Here is a 24,682-nt window from a genome sequence, read left to right as displayed (position 1 = left end):
TTGCCAATGCTTTTTTACAAAGCCATTTCAAAAAAAGGATGCCGCTGCAATCGGGGCTAATTAGAAATATGAAGAACATCGTTGTACTCGTATCCGGATCAGGAACCAATCTGCAGAGAATTATTGATACTATTGACTCAGGAGAAATCCAGAATGCAAAAGTAACTTTGGTGGTAGCAGACAGAGAATGTTTCGGACTGGAAAGAGCAAAGAATCACAATATAGAAAACATATTGATTCCGAGAGGAAAGAACTTCAGCAGTGAGTTGGCTAAAGTAATCCCTGAAAATACAGATTTAATCGTATTGGCAGGATTTTTATCCATCTTAAAATCTGAATTCTGTGAAAACTGGAATGGTAAAATAATCAATATTCACCCGGCTTTGCTTCCGAAATTCGGAGGAAAAGGAATGTGGGGAATGAACGTTCACAATGCAGTTATTGAAGCCAAAGAAGTAGAGAGTGGGGCAACTGTACATTTTGTGACACCAGGGATTGACGAAGGAGAAGCTATTCTTCAGAAGTCTTTCGAAGTAACCGCTGAGGATACTCCTGAAACTCTGGCTCAGAAAGTTCACCAGATTGAATATGAAATATTTCCGATAGCGATCAATAAGGTCCTGGGAAACTAATTCCTTTCCTTTGGAAGGGTGTCAAAAATTTTTAATTTTTGACAGGAAAATAGAAAAATCTAAGTAAAATAAAAGTAAGTTCGGAGGTGAAAGACCCGGACACAGTTTGAAATAGCTGTAAAAAGTAAAAAATTGAAAGTAAAATGAGTAAAAAGAGAGTTTTAATCAGTGTTTCTGACAAAAGTGGATTAATTGAATTCGCACAGTTTTTGGAAGCTCAGAATTATGAGTTGATCTCTACAGGAGGAACGTTCAAACATTTGAAAGACGCTGGTTTAAATCCTATTCAGATTGATGAGGTTACCAATTTCCCTGAAATGTTGGATGGAAGAGTGAAAACTTTACACCCAAAAGTTCACGGAGGATTGCTGGCAGTTCGTAACAACGAAGTGCACATGCAAACCGTTCAGGAGCACGGGATTGATCTGATTGACATGGTGATCGTAAACCTTTACCCTTTCTTTGAAAATGTAAACAAAGACATTTCTTTACATGAAAAAGTAGAGTTTATCGATATCGGAGGTCCTTCAATGCTTCGTTCTGCAGCTAAAAACTTTGATTCTGTAACGGTAATCACTGATGTAGAAGATTATGCAGCAGTGAAAATCGAAATGGAGCAAAACGGAGATACGTACATCGAAACCCGTAAAAAGCTTGCAGGAAAAGTATTCAATCTTACCTCTGCGTATGATGCTGCGATTTCCAGAATGCTTTTAGATGAAGAATATCCTACTTATCTGAATGCTTCTTATAAAAAAGTGGCTGACTTAAGATACGGAGAAAACCCTCACCAGACAGCAGCTTACTACGTTTCTACTTTCGAGAACGGAGCGATGAAAGATTTCGAACAGCTTGGAGGGAAAGAACTTTCTTTCAACAATCTTCGTGATATGGACCTTTGCTGGAAAGTGGTAACGGAGTTCAAAGAAGAAATGGCTTGTTGTGCGGTAAAACACTCTACACCTTGTGGTGTTGCGATCGGAACTTCAGCTTTGGAAACTTACCAGAAAACATTCGAATGTGATCCGGTTTCCATCTTTGGCGGAATTGTTGCAATGAACTATAAGATTGATGCAGCTACAGCTGAAGAATTAAATAAAACTTTCCTTGAAATTGTAATGGCTCCTGAATTTGATGAAGAAGCCCTTGAAATTTTAAGAAAAAAGAAAAACCTGAGAATCATCAAAATCGTAAACCCTGTTTCTGACAAACAGACTTGGGTAAAAGTAGACGGAGGTATCTTGGTTCAGGATAATGACCTTCACTTCTCAGATGATATCAAAGTGGTAACTGAAGTACAGCCTACAGAAGAACAGAAAAAAGCATTACTTTTCTCTCAGAGAGTCGTAAAATATGTGAAGTCTAATGCCATCGTAGTTTCCAACGGAATTCAGGCATTCGGTATCGGAGGTGGTCAGGTAAACAGAATCTGGGCGACTCAGCAGGCTATCGAAAGAGCAAAAGAAAAATTCTCAGGAGATTTAGTACTGGCTTCAGATGCATTTTTCCCTTTCCGTGATGTGGTAGATTTCTGCGCTCAGGAAGGTATCAAGGCGATTATTCAGCCGGGTGGAAGTGTAAAAGATCAGGATAGTATTGAGGCTGCCAACGAGCACAATATTCCAATGATGTTTACAGGTGTTAGACACTTTTTCCACTAATTAAAATAGAATTAAAAAATAATTAGGGATTGTATTTTTAGCATTCAAAATTATATATTTGTAAAATAAGACTAGATAATAATATAAAGTATGAGAATATTAATCATAGGTGAAGGCGGTAGAGAATCTGCTTTAGCGGCAAAGCTTCAGAATGACTCAAGAATTTCTAAAATGTTTTTTGCCAACGGGAATGCTACTACCGATGTAATAGGGAAAAATGTTCATTTATCAGAAATCAAAGAACTTAGAGATTTCGCTATTAAAGAAAAAATTGATCTTACGATCGTAGGTCCTGAAGCTCCTCTTGTAGCGGGTATCAAGGACGAATTTAAAAAGCATGATCTTAAGGTTTTCGGGCCTACTCAGAAAGTAGCAAGCCTGGAAGGAAGTAAAGCTTTCTCTAAGAAATTTATGCAGACCTATGATATCAAAACAGCTAAAGCTGTAGTATTTGATTCATATAACGAAGCTAAAGAATATGTGCAGACACAGCAGTATCCTTTGGTAATCAAGGCAAGTGGTTTAGCTGGCGGAAAAGGTGTTGTTATTTGTGACAACCTTGAAGAAGCTGAAGCTACAATCCACGATTTCATGATCAGAAGAATCTATGGTGATGCTGGTATTCGTTTAGTTATTGAAGAATATTTACAAGGTTTTGAAGCTTCTATCATTGCTTTCTCTAACGGGGAAAAATTATTCCCTTGTGTAGCGGCAAAAGATTATAAAAAAGCTGGAAACGGAGATACAGGACCTAATACAGGAGGTATGGGTTCAGTAGCACCAAGCCCGGAATTTACTCAGGAGCACTACGCAGATTTTGAGAAAAACATCTTAGAGCCTACTGTTAAAGGTCTTAAAGCTGAAGGTTTCGGATTTAAAGGAATCATCTTCTTCGGATTGATGGTAACGAAAAACGGAGCTTACCTTCTTGAATACAACATGAGATTCGGAGATCCTGAAACTCAGGTATTGATGGCATTGATGGAAAACAATCTTTTGGATGTGATCCAGGACTGTATGGAAGGAAAAGACATTGAACTTAAGTTTAAAGACGAAAAAGCAGTTTGTCTGGTAATGTGTTCAGGAGGTTATCCGAGAAACATCGAAATAGGTTTCGAAATTACCGGAGAAGATAAACTGAAACACAGTAAACTGTTATACGCAGGAGCAATCAGTAAAGGAGATAAAGTAGTTTCCAATGGAGGTAGAGTACTGAACATTGTGGCTACAGGAGCTACTTACGAAGATGCCCGCAAAAAAGTTTACGAAGATGCAGGTCACGTACATTTCGATTACGGCTTCTACAGAGAAGACATCGGAAAGTTTTAATAAAATCACGAAAAAAGATTTGGAGCTAATCCAAGTCTTTTTTTGTAAAACAGTTAATAATTAGAAGTTAGACGCTAGAGGTTAGAAATTAGTTACTGAAAGTGAAATTGGGAAGTTTTTTCCAAGCCAGAAGCCATTAGCCAGTGGCCATTAGCTCTATCATTTATCAATCATCATTTATCAATTATCAATTATCAAAAATGAACAACGGTATTATTATTTTAGATTTCGGATCCCAGTACAACCAGCTTATCGGAAGAAGAATCCGTGAGATGGGTGTGTACTCTGAAATCTTGCCTTACAATACACCATTACAAGATATTTTAGCAAAACAGCCAAAAGGAATTATCCTTTCCGGTGGACCAAGTTCTGTAAATGCAGAAAATGCTCACCTGGTTGAAAAAGAATTATACGAGCAGGGAGTTCCTGTATTGGGAATCTGCTACGGAATGCAGATGACTGCTCACCTTTTAGGAGGTAAAGTAAACAAAGGAGAAAAAGGAGAATACGGTAAAGCAAACTTAGAGATCGTTAAAGAAAGCTCTTTATTAAAAGGAGTGACTCAGAACTCTGTCGTTTGGATGAGCCACTTTGACGAAGTAGGAGAATTGCCTGCAGGTTTTGAATTAAATGCAAAATCAGGAGTAATTGCTTCTATCGCTAATGAAGATAAAAAAATCTACTGTGTTCAGTTCCACCCGGAAGTTTCTCATACAGAAGAAGGAGGGAAAATGCTTGAAAATTTCGTTTTCAGCATCTGTAACTCAGAGAAAAACTGGAAACTGACCAACTATATTGAAAAAACAGTTGAGGAAATCCGTGAGAAAGTAGGAGACAACAAAGTAATCCTTGGACTTTCTGGAGGTGTAGACTCTTCTGTAGCTGCTGTTTTGATCCACAAAGCCATCGGTGATCAGTTAACTTGTATTTTCGTAGATACAGGATTATTGAGAAAGGATGAAGGCAAAAAAGTAATGGATCAGTATGGAGAGCATTTCCATATGAACATCAAAATGGTGGATGCTCAGGATAGATTCCTTTCAAAACTGGCCGGAGTAGACGATCCTGAAGCGAAGAGAAAAATCATCGGAAACGAATTCATCCATGTTTTTGATGAAGAATCTCACAAAATTGAAGGTGCTAAATTCCTTGCTCAAGGTACTATTTATCCTGACGTTATCGAAAGCCAGTCTGTTAACGGACCATCTGCAGTGATCAAGTCTCACCACAATGTTGGAGGACTTCCTGAAGATATGGAATTCGAATTATTAGAGCCATTAAGAGAGCTTTTCAAGGACGAAGTAAGAAGAGTAGGAGAAGAATTGGGTATTCCTCATCACTTGGTATACAGACACCCTTTCCCAGGTCCTGGATTAGGAATCAGAGTATTGGGAGCGGTAGATGCTGAGAAAGTAAGAATCCTTCAGGAAGCTGATGATATCTTCATTGAAGAATTATACAAAAATGACCTTTACGAAAAAGTATCTCAGGCTTTCGTAGTACTTCTTCCTGTAAAATCTGTAGGAGTAATGGGAGACGAGAGAACTTACGAATACACAGCGGTAGTTCGTTCTGCTAACACCATCGACTTTATGACAGCAACATGGAGCAGACTTCCTTACGAGTTCTTGGATACTGTTTCAAGCAGAATCATCAACGAAGTAAGAGGAATCAACAGAGTAGCTTACGATATTTCAAGCAAACCACCTGCAACGATTGAGTGGGAATAATTCTGACTTGAATTAATGATATAAATCCTGCCCGTTTTGGGTGGGATTTTTTTTATTAAGATTGATAATCTGAGAAAATCGTAGAATAATCCTCACTGAAAAAGAACATTCTAACCATTCCATCATATCTCGCAGTGACAAATTTGATGTTTTCATGACGCAGTTGTTTTATCAGGCAGAAATCATCATGAATTTTTTGTGTAAGTTTCTTTATATCTTCAGTTTTTGCTATCTCATTTCTAAACCTATATAAACTAATTAAATCATCTATTGACAAGGTATGATCAGTAAATGAAATTTCAAAGTTTTCCAATTTTGTATCGTATTCCCGAATTTTTTGATAAATAAACTCTTCCATAATCTATAATATAAATGCTGTCTGTTGGAAATAAATCTATTAAAACTGTTTTAATGAAAAAATAATAAGTAAAACATTAATACTAATTAACAAGCAATATACCAGTTTGAAGAGTATATGCTTATGAAAAATAAGATAGTTTAAAAATATTGATCCTGCTACATGTACATATACAAAAGTTTTCACTTCCTCAGCATTGAGTTCAGATGCTGAAATTAAGTTGAAATTATGTAAAAGATTAATGATTGAGTAAGGATAAAAGATTCTTAAAATCAAAATAAATAAGGTACTTATGAGTAAAGTTACTGCGTATGGTTTCATTAGCTAATAAAATTTAATATAATCATTACTCTCCGATAAAAATTATAAATACATTGAAAATATCAATATTTACTGCATGAATTAACAGGTCGCTCCTCCGGAGCTATAATTTTAAAACAAATATGTTCTATTAACAGTTAGCTCCCAGTGGAGCTGGATTGATCCCGTCAGGATCTTCTGTTAGTAGAAAAAAAGAAGTTCCCATAAAAATAAAGCTCTGGAGGAGCGGCCTGTTAATTACGCTTTAATTTAATTGGACAAGAATGATTTTTAATTTACATTGTAAAAATAAAAATCTTCAGCAGAAAAAGCATTCAGGTTTTCCATAAAATCAAAATAAGCATTATAAAAATCAGGATCTACAGACAGATAGGGAGTAGATAGCGTATCGACAATAATGTATTCTATATCATGAAATGTATGCAGAATATTTTTTACTTGTAAAGCATATTGACTTTCTATAAAAATCAGAGGATAATTCAAACAGATATATCCGATGGTTTTATCTCCTAAGAGCAAAGTAGTATATTTTTCTGTATCCGTTTCTATATCAATGTTATAATGGGGTTTAAGTGTCTCCATTACAGACCTGAAATCAGAATGTTTCCAGTAATTATTTGAATGAACAGCTATTTGTAAAGTTTCAGAGATATCCACTGTTAAATTTTGTATAAATAGTTGGGAAGTACTTTTCTATAAGGATTGAAGTAAAATATTTTCACTAAATTTAAGTAAAATTACATCAAATGCAAATAGAAACAAGAAACCTGACCCTTCAGGATTATAATGAGCTGGCGGAAACGATGAAAAGGGCCTATCCGCAAATGTCGGAGTCCATCTGGTCCAAAAAAAGTATTGATAAACTCACAAAAATATTCCCGAACGGACAGATCTGTATTACAGTAGACGGAAAACTGGCTGCTGTAGCGCTTTCCATTATCGTCAATTATGAAGAATTCGGGGATGATCATACCTACATCGATATTACGGGAAATTATACGTTTAATACCCATACTTCTACAGGAAATGTCCTGTATGGAATTGAAGTTTTTGTAGATCCGGAGTTTCGTGAACTGCGTTTAGGAAGAAGATTGTATGATGCCCGAAAAGAGCTTTGTGAATTATTAAACCTGAAATCTATTGTTCTGGGTGGCAGAATTCCAAATTATCACAAATACAGCCATGAATTTTCTCCAAGAGAATATATCCGAAAAGTAAGAGATAAGGAAATCTATGATCCTGTATTGTCTTTCCAGCTTTCCAATAATTTTCTTCCGATAAGAATCCTGAAAAAATATCTTCCGGAAGATGAAGCTTCCAGAGAAAATGCCGTTCTTCTACAATGGAATAACATCTATTACAGCAGAAAGCCAAATACGATGCAGGACAGTATTATCCGTCTTGGATTGGTACAGTGGCAGATGAGAACATTTAAAGACATAGAAGCGTTTTATGAGCAGGTAGAATTCTTTGTGAATGTGATGGGAGATTATAAATCTGATTTTGTTCTTTTTCCGGAACTCTTCAACACCCCTTTGCTGGCTCCTTTCAACAATCTTTCCGAAAGAGACAGTATGATAGAGTTGTCTAAACTTACTGAGCAGATCAAAGAAAAGATTTCAGAACTGGCGATCAGTTACAACGTAAATATTATTTCCGGAAGTATGCCTGTTTTTGATAGCGATAATAACGATTTGTATAATGTAAGTTACCTTCTTCACCGTGACGGCCGTATGGATGAATACAGAAAAATTCACATTACTCCGAACGAAAAAAGGTACTATGGAATGAAAGGCGGAAATGAAATCAAAGTCTTTGATACCGACTGTGGTAAAATAGGCCTTGTGATCTGCTATGATGTAGAATTCCCGGAATTACCAAGAATTCTGGCCGATCAGGGAATGAAAATTCTGTTTGTTCCGTATCTTACAGACACTCAAAACGCCTATATGAGAGTGCGTCACTGTGCTGCTGCACGAGCTATAGAAAATGAATGTTATGTGGCCATTGCCGGTTGTGTAGGAAACCTTCCGAAGGTAAACAATATGGATATTCAGTTCGGACAAGCAGCGGTGTTTACGCCTTCCGATTTTGCCTTCCCATCCAATGCGGTGAAAGGAGAAGCGACTCCCAACACAGAAATGACCCTGATTGTGGATGTCGATCTGAATCTGTTGAAAGATCTCCATCATAATGGTTCTGTTCAGGTAATGAAAGACCGAAGAAAAGACCTTTACGAAACTTATCTTAAATAAAAAATATCCGCGGCAGCTCCATTGGAGCTGCCACAGATATTTTATTATCCAAACGGACCGAACTATCCTTTTTTAGCAGATTCTCTGATTAAATCCTGATTGTTTTTGTAAACCTCATATTGTTCAGGGCTTAATATCTTTTTAAAATCTTTATCAAGAGCTTTAAAATCATTGATAATAACGCGTTTTGCTTTTTTGCTGTCCGCATCTTCCAGACCTGCATTTTTCTTGTTAAGACGCTTTCCAAAATCCTTCTGAACTTCCTGTACTCCTTTGAAGTTAACCTCGTATACCTGCTCAACCTGTCTTTCAGTTAGATCCAGAATTGGTACCATAAGAAATGTTCTGAAAAGAGCAATCTTTTCTGCTCTGTCTTGTTTTACCACTGCCATCTGTTCAGGAGTAAGGATTTGTTCCATGGCCTGATGACGATGGGCTATAATGCTTACAAATTCGTCAGCAATTATTTTGTTGTTCTCCGGACTGTTATTGTTACCGGCTTTGCTATCAAGAGCAATAAGCTCATCTGCCGTCATTTTATTGATCTCTGTCACTTTATGGGCCTGTGATTCTGTAAGTCCCAGATAACTCATTTCTTTTGTGGCTACTTCGGCAATAGAATGAGCTGATGCTACCTGAGCTTTTACCTGTGTTGTAAACATAATTGCTGATACAATAAGACCGGCTGAAATAATTTTTTTTAACATAGTGTTGTAATTATATTTATAGTTTGTTATTAATTGAACATGATTATGGATTTAATTCTCTATTTTGGGTTTTATCATGTAATGGGTTGATCAATAGGTTTTTGTGTTTTGTATGCTATTGTTTGAGATGGAAATAATATGCCATAAATTGTGGTACGTAAGCATTTTTTGGAGCAAAAAAAATACCCGAAGAATATTTCTTCGGGTACTATATGGTTCTGTATAAAATCAGATTTTACATATACTCAGGGCAAACTACAGCAGGGCAAATCAATCCTGGACATGTTGGTCTTCCATCAGTAGGGCAGCATTGTTTTGAGCAGTTTCCGATAATGATTCCGCTTCCTGCAATCCCTTTTAATTGTTCTCTTGAAAGTTTGTTGTTGCGTAAATTTTTCATGTTTTAATACTTTTAGTTTGTTTTGTTTGTACGTTGTAAATATATTAATTTTTAGAATATATGATGTTTTTTTATTATTATGCTTATGTTTTATTCTTTAAAATACTGGTTATGTGTTGATATTTTTAATTTTATTCATTAATGTTATTGTCTTGATTCTTTTCATAAAGGAACAATTTTTGGAGTAAATTGCACCTACTATTGATACACTATGTTTGACAAGCCTCAAAGAAAACTGAAAAGATCCGCAAGACTGATTTCTGTATTAAGCAAATATGGATTCAAAGATCTTCTGGCCAGAATGAATGGAAATAAGCAGGAAGAAAATTATGGTCATTCGGATGAGATCATTTCAAAAGGAACCGTTTATGAAAGAATAAGGCTCGCCCTAGAAGAGTTGGGGCCTACCTTTGTAAAATTGGGTCAGACATTCAGTAATAGAGAAGATTTATTGCCACCGGAATTGATTCAGGAGTTGCAAAAACTTCAGGACAAAGTGGATACGGTAGATATGGATGTAGAAGAAGCGCTGGAAACTGAATTCAATATTTCCGTGAAGGATTATTTCCTTGAAATACAGAAAAAACCTTTGGCTACAGCTTCTATTGCACAGGTGTACAAAGCTGTTCTGCTGGATGGCAGCCCTGTGATTTTAAAACTGAGAAAACCTGATGTACAGTCCGTCATTGAAGATGATTTACTGTTGATTAAAGATATTGAAAAGCTGATATCTGCTTATTCGGAAATAGGAGAAAAACTGAATCTGAAACAGGCTATTTCTACCTTTGAAAGATCTTTACTGGAAGAAGTCTCTCTGATCAATGAAAAAAATAATATCCAGCAGTTCCGTCTGAATTTTAAGAACAATAAAGAAACATACGTTCCTAAAGTGTACGAAGAATTTTCCAACAACAATATTCTTTGTATGGAATTTATTGATGGAATCAAAGTAACTGATAAATCTGTTCTGCTGGCAAATGATATTGATCCGGTGAAAGTTTCGGAAGCAGGATTAAGGCTCTTTGTATCGCAGATTTTAGATTATGGATTTTTCCATGCTGATCCTCATGCCGGAAATATTTTAGTGAGAAAAGATGGTAAAATTGTTTTCATTGACTTCGGGGCAGTTGGAAAAATTCAGCCCAATGATAAAGAAATCCTTGAAAACCTTATTGTCAGTTTTGTTGCTAAAAATTCGCATAAAATAGTCCGCTCACTCAAAAAAATGGCCATAAGCTATGAAATTCCGGACGAAAGAAGATTTGAAAATGATGTGGATGATATTCTGAATTTTGTACACAGCTCATCATTACAGGACATCAATGTGCAGGTGATCATCAACAAGATGAAGGATATATTGAAGGACAACAGGCTTTATATGCCGGATTATTTCTATCTTCTGTTCAAAGGAATCAGCCTTATAGAAGGAGTAGGAAGGAGTATTAATCCTGATCTTGATATTGTTAAAAGTCTTCACCCTTACACCAAAAAGATTTTCACCAAGAAAATCAGTCCTAAAAATCTTTTAAAAACAGGGATGGACCGCATGATGAATTTCACGGATAATGTGGATGAAATCCCGAAAGAACTCCGTTCCGTTCTTCAAAAGCTGGATGAAAATAAATTTACGGTTTCCAGCGAAATCAAAAATATAGATAAGACTAACCAACTGATCAAATCCAGTGTCATCAATCTGATTCTGGCTATGATTTTAGGAGCAAATATTATTGCTACAGCTATTGTCTTTTCTTCCGAATCCGGACCAAGAATCGGAGAACTGTCGTTAGTAGCAGTTTTAGGCTTTATCTTTTCAATCCTTTTAGTCATAATCCTCCTGCTAAGAGTAACCAGAAAATAAACCTAAAAATTCAAAAACTCGAAACCCCGCACCCCGAACCCCGTAACTCATAACCCCAAACCAACAATGAAAACACTTATTATAACCGCAATCACCTTATTCAGCTCACTTTGTATGGCTCAACAGGGAAATGAAGAGAAACTTCAGGGAGATTTCGACGGAAACGGAACAAAAGAATACGCCTATACAAAAGTCAGCGACTGTGGTGACGAATGTGAAGGAAAGTGTGAAACAACCATTTATTTCAGTGATAAAAATATAAAACCTATAACCATTACACCTGCCAGGCAGGGAAGTCTGTATAATTTGGGAGATCTTAATGGGGATGGGAAAGAGGAGATCGGATTTTATCCCAATTGGTGTACCAGCTGCTGGCATCCTTTTTATGTCTATACTTTAAGTAAAACGGGTTGGAAACCATTATTGCCTTCTATTTCAACCCATTGTAATCAGTGGGAAGAGGATCGATTCCCCATCAAAAAAGACCCTAAAAAGAAAGGATATGTTATCGTTACCTCCAGCAAATGGATAGATGATGATATTAAAGTTATCAGTGAAAGTGTAAAGATAAATTGAGTACAATCGCTGGAGGATGGAGGTTGGGAGAGAGAAGGAAATGACCTGTGTTAATACATTAATCTGTTTCATTGTACATTCAAAAAATTAAAAGAACGTTTGATAATCTTCCAGCTTCAAACTTCGTGCTTCCATACTACAAAATTAAATACCTATCTTTGCAAAATGGAAAAACTCACTTTTGCGGATTTTGACCTTCCGGTTAAAATTCTTGATGTTTTAGCGGATTTGGAATTATTTGAACCTACTCCCATTCAGGAGAAGAGCTTAAAACCTATTCTTTCGGGAAGAGATGTAATGGGAATTGCACAGACCGGAACCGGAAAAACATTGGCTTATCTTTTACCCGTTCTGAAAACATGGAAATACAGTAAGACAGGAAATCCAACTGTTTTGGTGCTTGTTCCTACAAGAGAATTGGTGGTACAGGTGACTGAAATCCTTGAAAAACTGACAGAAAATATTACTGCAAGAGTAATCGGAATATACGGTGGAAAAAATATCAATACTCAAAAACTATTATTCAATGATGGTTGTGATATTCTGGTAGGAACACCGGGAAGAGTGATGGATCTTTCCATAGACAATGCAATCTCTCTGAAGGAAGTTCAGAAGCTGATCATTGATGAGTTTGATGAGATGCTTAACCTTGGTTTCAGACCACAGCTTACCCATATTTTTGAAATGATGAAAGAGAAGAGACAGAATATTCTTTTCTCGGCTACCATGACAGAAGCGGTAGATGACATGCTGGATGTTTATTTTGCCAATCCGATTGAGATTTCACTGGCAAAATCAGGAACTCCACTTGAAAAAATTGAACAGACAGGATACAAAGTTGAAAACTTTAATACTAAAATCAATTTACTTGAACATTTGCTGAAAAGTGATGCAGATATGTCTAAAGTGTTGATTTTTAACAATAATAAAAGACATGCTGACCTGCTCTTTACTAAAATCAATGAGCTTTTCCCTGAACAGTTTGATGTGATTCACTCCAACAAATCTCAGAATTACAGATTAAAAGCGATGAAGAGCTTTGAAAATGAAGAGATCAGAGGATTGATTACTACTGACGTAATGGCAAGAGGTCTTGATATCTCAAACATTACCCATGTGATCAACTTTGAAACACCTGATATTCCGGAGCAGTATATCCACAGAATCGGTAGAACGGGTAGAGCAGACAAAGAAGGAAAAGCTGTTACTTTTGTTACTAAAAAAGAAGAACCTTTGATTCTTGACATTGAGCTATTGATGGATAAAGAATTGAAATTTAATGAATTCCCTGAAGAAGTTAAGATCAATCCTAAAAAGATTGCCGCTGAAGAAGATCAGGTAGTGATGAAAAATCCTGCTCAGGTAAAACTGAATGACGGAGGAGGCGCATTCCACGAGAAGAAAGCTAAAAATACCAAAGAAAACTGGGGTGGACCTTCCAAAAGAAAAGCACCTAAGAAGTTTGGAGCCAACAGAGCTCAGCAGAAAGCAATTTCGAAGTCGAAAAGAAAGAAATAAAATAAAAAAACGATTCCTAGTATTGGAATCGTTTTTATTTTTTAATCAAATTGAATGTTATTGTTCTTTAATATTTCCTTGAATTTTTCCATTTTGCCTTCCTCTTTCATACCCTTGTAGATACTTCCTATTACAGCTTCTGCATCAGAACGGTAAGGAGATTTCTGTTCAGTATAAATTCTGTAGGCTTTGCAGATATAATCAAGTCCTTTTTCATTATTTTTTAAATGAGCGAAGTAGATTTGTCCTATCCCATAATAAACCTCTGGATCATTGGGATATACTTTGTCAAAATCATTATAGGCCTCTATAGCTTTCTGATATTCTTTTTTATAAATATAAGCTATTGCTATATTCTGTAAAGGCATTTTACCCTTTGGATCAACGGCTAATGACTGTTTGTAGGCATTAAGAGCTTTATCATATTCTCCGATCCTTCTATAAGTAATTCCCAGATTATCCCATGCATAAATAAATTTTGGATCAATTTTTACAGCCTGTTCATAATTCTGGATTGCTTCTTTCCAATCTTCTCGTTTCCCTGCTTCAGCGGCTTTTGTGTAAAAGTCAATGGCTGCATTATTTTTTGAGAACTTGTCATAATCTGTTTCAGTCGTTGTAGTAGCTCTCTTTACACTTTCACAGTTTTGCATCAGGTAACGCTCAAGTTCATTATAGCTGTCTTTATACTGCTTTGAATTTTTATTGGTGTCAAATGTCAGGTTAATCTGTTTTTTTCCGTTTACTTTAGGTGCATTTTCAGATTGTTTTTCAGCTCCTTTCAAAAGAGTTGAGATCTGAAGTGCTCCTGTGTATTTATCAATGCATGCATGAACATCTTTGATGATATCTTCCTTCTTTCTGTTAGCTAAAGCAATAGAATCAGCGCATTTACAGGCATTTTCTGAAAGTTCCTGTAGAATTGTTTTTTCATTCGGCTTCTCCTGAGAAAATGAAAGAGAATACAGTAAAACAAAGAATAAAATGGTTATTGGTTTTTTTATCATGGGTTGTAGTTTATTTCAGGTAAGGAGTGATTATCTTCGTCCAGATTTTATATCCCTCCGGTTTAAAATGAAGCATATCTTCCACAAAAATATCTTTTCTGACCTTTCCGTTGGCATCTTCCATTGCTTTGGTAACATCAATAAATTCTGCGTTTGGTTCTTTTTTCATAAAAGCCGCAATCTTTTTGTTAGCAATTTTCATCTGTGGCCAGATCACTTCTCTGCTCGGCGAATATTTGATGGAGATATAATCTACCTCAATATTAGGGAATCTCTCACGTATTTTTTTGTAGAAAGCTTTATATCGGTCTACGACTACTTTTGCTTTTAGCTGGTGATTGTCTGCAAAATCATTTTCACCACAATAGATAATGATTTGTTTGGGTTGATAAGGAGCTAAAAGATCATTTGCAAAATCATTAAGGTCTGTAAGTCTTGATCCTCCGAAACCTCTGTTGATAATTGTTTTACCTGGAAAGTAATCTGCTATATCAGTCCATTTGGTGAATGATGAGCTTCCCAGAAATAAGATAGCGTCCTTTTGAGGAGGGTTTTGCTGATCCATTTTTTTGAACTCCTGGATGTCCTGCCAGAACATTGGTTTTTTTTCCTGAGAAAAGGCAATAGCAAAGTACAGCAATAGAAATGCTGATAGAATCTTCTTCATTATAATCAGTTTTAAATTAGATATAAAAGTAATAAAAAACTCCCGATTAGCGGGAGTTTATGGTTTATCTTTTGTAGGTAACGTAAGGGATATCAGGAATTTTATCTCCATTCATATCAAAGATTCCTGATTGCTGGGCAAGTTTAAGATCTTTGGCTGTTAACATATCAACTCTGTAGTTGACAGATCCTTCGTCGCCAAGTTTAATTCCAATAACTTTTGAATCAGCATCGTAGGTATATCTTCCTTCAGTTTTCGGAGATGGAGTACAATCTGCACCGCTTCCTGTATACGCTGTGTAGCTTACATAATAATCTGTTCTTAAGAAAAGAGTATTTTTAGCTGCACATCCTGTTAAAGTTTCAGTATAAAGCACTGTTTTATTATCTTTTCCGGAAATTACTTCCCTTTTAACTTCCTTCCAATCTCCCTTCATGATATCCATATCATAAGCTTCAAGATTGTCATCTTTACAAGAAGTAAGCGCCAGGGCAGAAAAGGCAAATAAAAGTAGCTGTTTTTTCATTTTCACAAATTTAAGAATATGCTAAAATATAAATAAATTTGAAATATCTATAATGAAATAACGATTTTTTAAACGAATGTTTGTAAATTAAATAATTTTATGAATGCTGCGATACGAGATAAGAGTTTTGGGTTATAGATTTTCAACTTGAAAATGAATATAAACCCTTTCGTTTTACTACAAACCCATTCACCCGAATCTCGAAATAGTGTAGCTCAAACCTCGTACCGCGAAACCCGCACCCCGAAACCATTAATAACTCATCTCTACAATCTTATAAGCATCCTGTGGAGTCAGTTTTTTATATTCTCCAAGACCTAGCCAGTTTCTGTCTGTAAAGGCTTTTTCAACTTTTTCAGCAGTTCCTTTAAAGTCTTCTGTATACTCGGAAAGTCTGGTTTTGATGTGAAGACTGTGGAAGAATTCTTCCAGTTTTTTGATGCCCAGTTCAGCTTTTTCTTCTATGCTTCCGTCTTTGATTCCCCAAACTCTCTCAGCATACTGAGCCAGTTTTCCTTTTTTATCTTCGAAATTGTAACGGTAATGGGATGGAGCAATAATTGCCAGTGTTCTTGCATGATCAATACCGAAGTAAGCCGTCAGCTCGTGCCCCATTGCATGTACTGCCCAGTCTGTAATCACTCCTTTCTGGATCAGACCGTTTAAAGCCATGGTGCAGCACCACATAAAGTTTCCGGCAGCATCATAGTTGAAATCATCAGCCAATACTTTAGGAGCAGTTTCCTGCAGGCTGATCAGAATACTTTCTGCAATTCTTTCCTGAAGATCAGCAGAAGAAGGAGCTGTCATATATTGTTCCAAAACGTGAGTGTAGGCATCAGTGATTCCGTTCACGATCTGATTTTTTGGAATGGTTCTGATCACTTCCGGATCCAGAACAGAAAATTGTGGGAAAAGTCCTGGTCCTCCTGAAGATAATTTTTCATGGGTTTCTCTTCTTGAGATCACATAGCCGGAATTCATTTCTGAACCTGTTGCAGGCAGTGTCAGAATACTTCCAAAAGGCATTCCTTCTCCTTCAAATGTTCTTACCGACTTTCTCAGGATATCCCATGGTTCACCATCATAATTGGCTGCTGCAGAAAGGAATTTTGTTCCGTCAATCACGGATCCGCCACCTACAGCAAGAAGGTAAGTAATGTTTTTTTCTTTGATAAAGTTTAAAGCATTGATCAGAACTTCATATTCAGGATTGGCAGGAACTCCGCCAAACTCATATACTTCATGACCTTTTAAAGCCTCTTTTACCTGATCGTAAACACCATTGTTTTTGATGCTTCCGCCACCATAAATCATTAATATTTTTGCGTCTTGAGGAATTTCTTTGGAAATTTTAGCGATTTCGCCTTTCCCGAAAAGTATTTTTGTTGGGTTTTTAAACTCGAAATTAAGCATTGTTCTAAATTTATTTTAAGTCAAATTTACGGAATGAAAAAGGAAAAGTGAGTTAATGAAATTTTAAAATTGCTATTATTCATTTTTATGAAAGCTATTGCTTTGAACTTCTTTGATTAATGTTTTTTATTCCTTTCTAATCTAAATACTATACTTCAGGAGAAAGATAGGCTTTTGCTCTTTTTATAAAGGCTTCCTTATCTTTTTTGATCTCTTCCAATAGTTTTTTTCGGTCATCAGGAATCGTAAGATACTGATCACCCCAAAGATTGATTTCAACGATTACTGGGATAAGATCAATCCCTTTTTGAGTCAGAAAATAAAGAATTTTCAGCTTGCTTTCCGGATGGTCTTTTTTATCAATGATTCCATTGTCCAAAAGGTTTTGAAGCCTTGTCGCCAGAATATTGGTCGCGATTTTTTCATCAGCTTTGAGGAAGTCACCATAAGTACATTCCTTTTTCAGCATAAGGTCTCTTATGATGAGCAGAGACCATTTGTCACCCCACATTTCCAGTGAACAGCTGATCGGGCAGCCGGATCTTTTTTTACTCATTTTGTTAATTTTAAAATAATACTTGCGAAATGAAAGTGTTTGTTTTAGTTTTGCTTTTATTTTGCAAGTAAATTTAATCATAAAAAATTAATTAATCAAATGGATCATTATGACATTGCCGTAATTGGCTCAGGACCCGGTGGATATGTGGCTGCCATTAGAAGCTCTCAGCTGGGTTATAAAACAGTGATTATAGAAAAATATGATACATTGGGAGGAACATGTACCAATGTAGGCTGCATTCCGACTAAAGCTTTATTGGACAGCACTCATCACTATGCAGAAGCACACCATCAATTCAAGGAACATGGGATTAAGCTGGATAATATTGAACTGGATTTTTCCCAAATGTATAGAAGAAAAGCAGAGGTAGTTTCAAAAAATACCGGAGGGCTGGACTTTTTAATGAATAAAAATAAAATCACAAGGTTAAAAGGAACAGCAAGCTTCATCAATAATTCTACCATAAAAATTGTCAGCGAATCTGAGATTAAAGAGATTACTGCTCAACATTATATCATTGCTACAGGTTCAAAACCATCAACTATTCCAGGAGTGGAAATTGATAGAAAAAGGGTCATTACTTCCACAGAAGCATTATCTCTGGAGGAAAAACCGGAATCTATGGTAATCATCGGTGGTGGAGTAATAGGAGTGGAAATGGCCTCTATTTTCAACCGTATCGGTACCAAAGTAACTATTCTGGAATATGCTGATCATCTTATTGCGAATATGGATCATGAGTTGGGAAAAAACCTTCAGAAAATTCTGAAAAAAGAAGGAATTGATATCCGTCTTAATCACGCGGTATATAAAACTGAGAATGCAGGCTCTAAGGGCAAAGTTTTTTTTAAAGATAAAACCGGAACAGAAGATGAACTGGAAGCAGAGTATATCCTGGTGGCGGTAGGAAGAAGTCCTTATGTAAAAAGTCTTGGTCTTGAAAATACAGAGGTACAGCTGGACGAGAGAGGTTTTATTAAAGTAAATGAAAACAATCAGACATCAGTGTCTACTATCTATGCAATAGGAGATGTTATTGGTGGAGCAATGTTGGCTCACAAAGCGGAAGAAGAAGGTGTTTTTGTAGCGGAAACAATCAATGGCCAAAAACGTCATATCCATTATAACCGTATTCCTTCAGTGGTGTATACATGGCCGGAAGTAGCTTCAGTAGGGTATACGGAAGAATATCTGAAACAAAATAACATCGCATATAATGTAGGGAAATTCCCGTTTTCTGCCAGCGCGCGAGCTCGTGCTTCAATGGATATGGAAGGTTTTGCCAAAGTTTTGGTAGATCCGAAATATGGAGAAGTGTTGGGAGTTCACATTATTGGTGCCAGAGCTGCAGATTTGATCACCCAGGGTGTTATCGCTCAGGAATATGAGGTGACTGCGGAAGATATGTTCCGTATTTCCTATGCCCATCCTACCTATTCTGAAACTTTAAAAGAAGCTTACCTCATTGCTTCAGGACAAGGAGCAATTAATATATAAAGTAATCATGCTAAAATTTAAACCATTAAGATTTTTTAAGCTGATAAGTGTAGTGAAGGAAAATTGCTAAAGCTATTTTGTTTAGCTCTGCGTTTCATTTTTCCATTAAAGATGGATCTTCATTATCCTTAATTTCTTCAAAAATCTTAATGGTTTAAAATAGCAGTTTATAAATTTTATCGCAGATAAAATCCTCGCGCCTTAAAGCTGTATCTTGTTAAATTAGTTTGCGCCTTGGCGTTTTTTAAAATTCAGTTACAATGAAGTACAGTTTTCATCCTTCGCGTACATTCCATTGCTTTTTGACTCCAGTTTTCCGGTTTTTCTATTTATTTTGATCCAAAAAGATTCTTTCACAGCCGGACAACCCTTTGACTGCATAAGGTACATTGAAATATGGCGGTCTTCAATTTTATAAGCTCCGGTAAAGCGGTTACTTGTATCCACAGAATACCCATACGTTTTTGCCAGTAAAATAGCCTCCGGAAGATTATCAACCGTTCCGATAAAATCTCTCAGTTGCTGCTCATTGGAAAAATAAACAGATCTTTCGTTTTTACATGCAAGAATGTATGAAAAACAGTTGTTCCCAATGCATTTCTGGAAAAAACCTTTTTCAGGAACCGGTTCATTGATGGTCATAAAATCAGGAGCCTGGCTTTCATAGAGTACTGATTTTTCATAGTCCACATCATTGCTCAGAACGCGCCAGTAAGCATAGTCTTTATCAGGAACAATGAATGGATAGAGATATTCTACCGTATCAAGGATATCAGGAATTTTTTTATAATCATCAGGAATCTTGCTCTGACTGTAAAGCAGATTGGAGAGAATCAGGGAAAATGCGATGATTACTTTCATAGAGAATTCTAAATTTATTTTGCAGAATTAAAGTTGCTCCAGTTTTTCTTTTATGATATCAATAAATTTACGATAATTATCAGTTATGTGAGTTTTTTTCACAACTTTTACAAGTGCATTTTTTATATCTTGTTTTAAGATTTTATCTTTATTTGTAGCCTTATCAATATTATAAATTGCATTTTTATTCTCATCGTAAGAATAATTATGGCCTGCTTTTGATATTTGGTCTTGTAGAAATTTTACTGTAAAGAAATCCTCCATGGTTGACAATTTGTTATCTATATCACCATATGCTATCCAATTATTTTTAAATTCAAAATATGTCTTTTCAAAATCCGCACGTTTATTTCTAGAAGCTTCATCTGAATCCGCTATAATAATGAATTTTTTTTGAGCTAATAATAAAATTTGCACTAGACTATCTGCACCAGAGATTCCACTTAAGTAGACTTTGCCAAATGAACTAAAGTCTTTATCTAAATTATTGTAATTAATATATAATTCAAATAAACGTTTATCTAAATATCCTTCAAAAATAATATTTATTGGTCTTAAACATTCAAAAATACTCGAGCCAATAGCTCTTCTTAACAACTCATCTGTTATATAAGGTGAATTGATATGCTCCTTGATAATACTTGTTATATCATCTTTCTTTTCCACAACAAAATGTCTATCCAAATGATTAGAATCAATCATATATTGAGAATGTGTTGAATAAATAACTTTTGCTATTTTACTTATTTCAATTAATTCATCCCTTAGATGTTGTGCACTTGTTGGATATAGACTTTGATCAGGTTCATCTATTAAAATTATATCATTTTCGTATATCTTATTAGACCTAGATTGAGTGGAAAGCATTAATAATATACTAATGAATTTTTTAAAACCATCACTTCTATCTTCAAAGTTATATTTTGCTTTATCTACAACTTTTATCAGTATTTCATCTCCATTAGGTAACAATTGTATTGATGTTCCTTTAAAATCTTTCCATATTTTTTGAAAAGTATTGGTTACTTTTTTAGAAATTTGTTCTAAAAGATTCGAATAGTCCCCATCTTCAGATAAAGCGTCATCAAATTCTTTTTTTACATTTGCACGCCCACATAATAGGAATATATTTTCTAGGGCTTTATGTTCTTCGGGTGCTGAGATAAATTCATCTATAGATACAGAGTTTGGCAGTAGATAATTTTCACTATACTGCCAATAATGACATTTAATTGGATTTTCGTTATATAAAGATTTTATAATACTGAAAATTTCGTTTTCCAAATTAAATTTTTGAATTCCTTCTGTAGATGTACTGATTAAAGAATTATTACTGGTTACATATAATTCATTTTCTAAAATAAAATCATTTTTATTAAAAGTCCAGTATGAATAATAGGCTTTTTTATTATCAGCAATATCTATGGTAATAAGTAAATTGTAGTATTTAGAAATAAAATCTAGTAATGTTTTACCACTTTTAAATTTAATAATTTCAGAAGATTTAAATTTATTTTTAAATTTTTCTAAAACTTTTTTAAAATCGGTTTCATTTAGAGATATAATTGCACGAATATAATATTCTTCTATTTTTTCATTATCAAGCCTTTTTCTTTTGTCTTTATTAGAAACATTATATTCATCAAAAACTGCGGCAGCAGCTTTTAGTAGGTTTGTTTTTCCTGCTTCATTCTTTCCCAATAAAATAATGCAGTTATGAGGAAAAGTTATTTTTTCATTTTTTATTGATCGAAAATTATTTATTCGAATTTCTGATAACTCCATATTATATTAGTTTTTTTCAATTTGTGTAGTTATTGAGCTAATTTAAATAATATTTTTTATTTAATAAGTAAGATATAAAAGATAATAAAAAATTTGAGACTATTTAAAAAATCATACTAAATGCCATTTTAATAGTCCATTAATAGTATTTTTAAATATTACTACTTCGATGTTAGCATCGCTGTTAAAACTACTCAAATTTTAAACAAGAATTAATATTATTTTTTTGTGTTTCGACCTTAATTTTTGTCATTTGTCAATTAAATTAATTTCAAAATCGCTTACATTTGTTACTATGATACATGACCAACGCGCAGAAAAATTCAGGCAGATTGTGGAAAATAAGTTCCAGATCTACAATTCATTATTTATGAGCCTGCCTTATGATAAAATGACGAATATCGGAATGCTGCTTCCGTTTCTCTATGAAGAAAGCAGAACCGGTTATGAAGTAGGGAAAACCCCTGAAGATATCGTCGAAGAATTCTTTAAAAACCATACCGATCTCCAGAACGAAGAGCAGAAATTGGAACTGCTTTTCAAGATCATCCAGTATATAGAAAGACAGGTAGTTTTGTTTGACAGTATTGAAGATGCAGCATTTCCTAATCTCCATTCAGAAAGTGATAACGGAACTGTGACCAACCTCTTTGAACGTTCTTTTCAGGATCATAAAATTGAAAAGGTACGTGAGAAATTAAAAGATTTCAGTGTTAAGGTTGTATTTACTGCGCATCCGACTCAGTTTTATCCGAGTTCAGTACAAAGAATTATTCAGGATTTGAGAGGAGCGATTACCGGTGATTCGGTGACGCAGATTGATATGCTTCTGCAGCAGCTGGGGAAGACTCCTTTTGTCAATAAAGAAAAACCTACTCCGATAGATGAAGCGCTGAGCATTATTTCTTACCTGAGATATGTGTATTATGATACCATCGGTGAGCTGTTTACGAAGATCAAAAAGACTTTCGGAAACGGTCATTTTCACCTTCATGAAGATATTATCCAGCTTGGTTTCTGGCCGGGAGGAGACAGAGACGGAAATCCTTTTGTAACCGCAGAGGTAACGAAAAGAGTAGCGGAAGAACTTCGCTCAGCCATTCTGAAGTCTTATTACAGCCATTTGAAATTTATCAGGAGAAGATTAAGTTTCAGAGGCGTTTCCGAAGTGCTGACCCAATTAAGTGAAGAGCTGTATGCTGCAATTTTTGACGGAAAAAGCATTAAAGCCGAAGATATTTTAAAGAAAGCCAATGAAGCGGAAAAAATATTAATCAATGAGCATAACTCTTTGTTTTTAGATCTTTTGGTCAATTTCAGAGACCGTGTGATGATTTTCGGGACTCACTTTGCAACATTGGATATCCGTCAGGACAGCAGAATTCATCAGAAAGTGATTGATGAGGTATATACAAAAGTTTACGGAAATGAAGAAACTGATTATGAACAGAAGTTCAATAAACTGATTCAGGTTTCAGAAACTGTCAATGCAGAAGATTTCGAAGATATTGTAAAAGATACTTTGTTAACGGTTTCACAGATTACAGACATTCAGAATCTGAATGGACTGAGAGGAATGAACCGCTATATTATTTCCAATTCTGATGCCGTAAAAGATGTTATGAATGTATACGCATTCTTTAAAATCTGCGGTTATCAAGATGAAGCTATCAATATGGATATTGTTCCACTATTTGAAACAATGGAAGGACTTGCCAATGCAGAGCATGTGATGAATGAGCTGTACCATAATCCTGTCTATAAAAAACACCTTGAAAAAAGAGGAAATCAGCAGACGATTATGCTTGGATTCTCGGATGGAACCAAAGACGGAGGGTATTTAAAAGCCAACTGGGAAATTTATAAAGCCAAAGAAGTATTGACCAGACTTTCTGAGCAGAATAATATTAAAGTGGTATTCTTTGACGGTAGAGGCGGGCCACCAGCCAGAGGAGGAGGGAAGACCCACGATTTCTATGCTTCTCAGGGAAAAACGATTGCGAATAATAAAATAGAACTAACAATTCAGGGGCAGACGATAACCAGTATTTTTGGAAATAAAGAACAGGCAAAATATAACTTTGAACAGCTTCTGACTGCTGGTGTAGAAAATGACGTATTCAAAAATGCAAAAAAAGATCTTACAGAAAAGGAAAGAGCATTGATTATTGAGTTAGCGGATATCAGTTATCAAAAATATTCAGACTTAAAAGCACATCCAATGTTTGTTCCTTACCTTCAGGAAATGAGCACCCTGGAATATTACGGAAAAACCAATATAGGAAGCCGTCCTTCCAAAAGAGGAAGCGGAAGTGAACTGAAATTTGAAGATCTGAGAGCGATTCCTTTTGTAGGTTCATGGTCACAATTGAAGCAGAATGTCCCAGGATTCTTCGGTTTTGGATTTGCGATGCAAAAGATGAAAGAACAGGGTAGGTTTGAAGAGGTAAGAGAATTGTACAAAGGTTCCGACTTCTTTAAAACTTTAGTTTTGAACTCCATGATGAGTATGAACAAGTCTTATTTCCCTTTGACCTACTATATCAAAAACAATCCGAAATTCGGTGCATTCTGGAATGTTCTTTTCGATGAATATGAGCTTTCAAGAGATATTATGCTGGAGCTGACAGGATTCAAAATGCTTCAGGAAGAAGATCCGTTATCCAGAAAATCTGTGAAGATCCGTGAGAAGATTGTCCTTCCATTGCTAAGTATCCAGCAGTATGCGTTGATGAAAATTCAGAAAGGAGAAGGAAACAAAGAAGCTTATGAAAAGCTGGTAACCCGTTCCTTATTCGGGAATATCAATGCGAGCAGAAACTCAGCTTAAGTTAATACGAAAGTTTTGTACCTGTCGTACAATATTATATCAATAGGAATGGGCTAAAGCCCATTCTTTTTTTTGCCCCATCCCTGGGCTTTAGCCCAAATAGGTTGCAACCAATTTTATAAGAGTATCTCCCGCAGATTAAGCAGATCAGAGATGTTTATGTTGTACTAAATCTGCTCAATCTGAATA

21 protein-coding genes are annotated in these 24,682 nt (G+C 35.5%); 10 read left to right on the top strand and 11 right to left on the bottom strand.

Features of this window, described 5'->3' with window-relative positions; all coding sequences use genetic code 11:
* Nucleotides 1-68 precede the first annotated feature (68 nt).
* From purN to guaA, 4 genes are all read left to right on the top strand, one after another.
* Nucleotides 69-632 (top strand): phosphoribosylglycinamide formyltransferase, encoded by a 564-nt coding sequence (purN, locus tag ACMA47_RS03305; protein WP_413928666.1) that lies wholly within the window; start codon nt 69-71, stop codon nt 630-632.
* Between the two features lie 143 nt (nt 633-775).
* A complete protein-coding gene (gene purH, locus ACMA47_RS03300) occupies nt 776-2,293 on the top strand; it encodes a bifunctional phosphoribosylaminoimidazolecarboxamide formyltransferase/IMP cyclohydrolase (protein WP_407846037.1) in 1,518 nt (505 codons plus the stop codon).
* A gap of 90 nt (nt 2,294-2,383) precedes the next feature.
* Entirely contained in the window at nt 2,384-3,622 is a 1,239-nt protein-coding gene (gene purD, locus ACMA47_RS03295) for a phosphoribosylamine--glycine ligase (protein WP_413928665.1), read from the top strand.
* Nucleotides 3,623-3,822: 200 nt separating this feature from the next.
* Entirely contained in the window at nt 3,823-5,352 is a 1,530-nt protein-coding gene (gene guaA / locus ACMA47_RS03290) for a glutamine-hydrolyzing GMP synthase (RefSeq protein ID WP_034696325.1), read from the top strand.
* Between the two features lie 55 nt (nt 5,353-5,407).
* Here guaA and ACMA47_RS03285 read toward each other — a convergent pair whose 3' ends face one another.
* Entirely contained in the window at nt 5,408-5,710 is a 303-nt protein-coding gene (locus tag ACMA47_RS03285) for a hypothetical protein (RefSeq protein WP_413928664.1), read from the bottom strand.
* 591 nt (nt 5,711-6,301) lie between these two features.
* The gene (locus tag ACMA47_RS03280; protein ID WP_413928663.1) at nt 6,302-6,613 is read right to left on the bottom strand and encodes a hypothetical protein; all 312 of its coding nucleotides are present in this window, start codon (nt 6,611-6,613) and stop codon (nt 6,302-6,304) included.
* 164 nt (nt 6,614-6,777) lie between these two features.
* On the opposite strand from ACMA47_RS03280, the gene ACMA47_RS03275 reads away from it, so the two are divergent.
* Complete coding sequence (locus ACMA47_RS03275; RefSeq protein ID WP_413928662.1) at nt 6,778-8,286, top strand: nitrilase-related carbon-nitrogen hydrolase; 1,509 nt, start codon at nt 6,778-6,780, stop codon at nt 8,284-8,286.
* A gap of 62 nt (nt 8,287-8,348) precedes the next feature.
* Here ACMA47_RS03275 and ACMA47_RS03270 read toward each other — a convergent pair whose 3' ends face one another.
* Nucleotides 8,349-8,993, bottom strand: coding sequence for a hypothetical protein (locus ACMA47_RS03270; RefSeq protein WP_413928661.1), 645 nt, complete (start codon nt 8,991-8,993; stop codon nt 8,349-8,351).
* Nucleotides 8,994-9,228: 235 nt separating this feature from the next.
* The gene (locus ACMA47_RS03265) at nt 9,229-9,393 is read right to left on the bottom strand and encodes a hypothetical protein (protein ID WP_413928660.1); all 165 of its coding nucleotides are present in this window, start codon (nt 9,391-9,393) and stop codon (nt 9,229-9,231) included.
* A gap of 211 nt (nt 9,394-9,604) precedes the next feature.
* On the opposite strand from ACMA47_RS03265, the gene ACMA47_RS03260 reads away from it, so the two are divergent.
* The 3 genes from ACMA47_RS03260 to ACMA47_RS03250 all read left to right on the top strand — a co-directional run bounded on the left by ACMA47_RS03260 (nt 9,605) and on the right by ACMA47_RS03250 (nt 13,345).
* Complete coding sequence (locus ACMA47_RS03260) at nt 9,605-11,251, top strand: ABC1 kinase family protein (protein ID WP_413928659.1); 1,647 nt, start codon at nt 9,605-9,607, stop codon at nt 11,249-11,251.
* A gap of 66 nt (nt 11,252-11,317) precedes the next feature.
* Nucleotides 11,318-11,827 carry a hypothetical protein gene (locus ACMA47_RS03255; RefSeq protein WP_413928658.1) on the top strand — a complete coding sequence of 170 codons (510 nt, stop codon included), beginning with the start codon at nt 11,318-11,320 and terminating at the stop codon, nt 11,825-11,827.
* A 165-nt stretch (nt 11,828-11,992) separates the two neighbouring features.
* Nucleotides 11,993-13,345 carry a DEAD/DEAH box helicase gene (locus tag ACMA47_RS03250; protein WP_413928657.1) on the top strand — a complete coding sequence of 451 codons (1,353 nt, stop codon included), beginning with the start codon at nt 11,993-11,995 and terminating at the stop codon, nt 13,343-13,345.
* A gap of 41 nt (nt 13,346-13,386) precedes the next feature.
* Here ACMA47_RS03250 and ACMA47_RS03245 read toward each other — a convergent pair whose 3' ends face one another.
* The 5 genes from ACMA47_RS03245 to ACMA47_RS03225 all read right to left on the bottom strand — a co-directional run bounded on the left by ACMA47_RS03245 (nt 13,387) and on the right by ACMA47_RS03225 (nt 17,517).
* Nucleotides 13,387-14,352, bottom strand: coding sequence for a tetratricopeptide repeat protein (locus tag ACMA47_RS03245; protein ID WP_413928656.1), 966 nt, complete (start codon nt 14,350-14,352; stop codon nt 13,387-13,389).
* 10 nt (nt 14,353-14,362) lie between these two features.
* The gene (locus tag ACMA47_RS03240) at nt 14,363-15,019 is read right to left on the bottom strand and encodes a GDSL-type esterase/lipase family protein (protein ID WP_413928655.1); all 657 of its coding nucleotides are present in this window, start codon (nt 15,017-15,019) and stop codon (nt 14,363-14,365) included.
* A 64-nt stretch (nt 15,020-15,083) separates the two neighbouring features.
* Nucleotides 15,084-15,545: a lipocalin family protein gene (locus tag ACMA47_RS03235; RefSeq protein ID WP_034696312.1), complete on the bottom strand. Its 462-nt coding sequence runs from the start codon at nt 15,543-15,545 to the stop codon at nt 15,084-15,086.
* Nucleotides 15,546-15,797: 252 nt separating this feature from the next.
* Nucleotides 15,798-16,961 carry an iron-containing alcohol dehydrogenase gene (locus ACMA47_RS03230; protein ID WP_413928654.1) on the bottom strand — a complete coding sequence of 388 codons (1,164 nt, stop codon included), beginning with the start codon at nt 16,959-16,961 and terminating at the stop codon, nt 15,798-15,800.
* A gap of 148 nt (nt 16,962-17,109) precedes the next feature.
* Nucleotides 17,110-17,517, bottom strand: coding sequence for a winged helix-turn-helix transcriptional regulator (locus ACMA47_RS03225; protein WP_413928653.1), 408 nt, complete (start codon nt 17,515-17,517; stop codon nt 17,110-17,112).
* 99 nt (nt 17,518-17,616) lie between these two features.
* Between ACMA47_RS03225 and lpdA the strand changes: the two genes are divergently transcribed.
* A complete protein-coding gene (gene lpdA / locus ACMA47_RS03220) occupies nt 17,617-19,017 on the top strand; it encodes a dihydrolipoyl dehydrogenase (RefSeq protein WP_413928652.1) in 1,401 nt (466 codons plus the stop codon).
* A gap of 255 nt (nt 19,018-19,272) precedes the next feature.
* On the opposite strand, the gene ACMA47_RS03215 is transcribed toward lpdA, so the two are convergent.
* The gene (locus ACMA47_RS03215; RefSeq protein ID WP_413928651.1) at nt 19,273-19,878 is read right to left on the bottom strand and encodes a hypothetical protein; all 606 of its coding nucleotides are present in this window, start codon (nt 19,876-19,878) and stop codon (nt 19,273-19,275) included.
* A 27-nt stretch (nt 19,879-19,905) separates the two neighbouring features.
* Nucleotides 19,906-21,663 (bottom strand): AAA family ATPase, encoded by a 1,758-nt coding sequence (locus ACMA47_RS03210; RefSeq protein WP_413928650.1) that lies wholly within the window; start codon nt 21,661-21,663, stop codon nt 19,906-19,908.
* A gap of 295 nt (nt 21,664-21,958) precedes the next feature.
* Between ACMA47_RS03210 and ACMA47_RS03205 the strand changes: the two genes are divergently transcribed.
* Nucleotides 21,959-24,493 carry a phosphoenolpyruvate carboxylase gene (locus ACMA47_RS03205; protein WP_413928649.1) on the top strand — a complete coding sequence of 845 codons (2,535 nt, stop codon included), beginning with the start codon at nt 21,959-21,961 and terminating at the stop codon, nt 24,491-24,493.
* Nucleotides 24,494-24,682 lie beyond the last annotated feature (189 nt).

The organism is Chryseobacterium sp. T20 (genome assembly GCF_047345655.1).
In the GTDB taxonomy this organism is placed as follows: domain Bacteria; phylum Bacteroidota; class Bacteroidia; order Flavobacteriales; family Weeksellaceae; genus Chryseobacterium.
The sequence above is the reverse complement of the archived record's forward strand: the minus strand, read 5'-3'. Positions and strand labels throughout refer to the sequence as shown.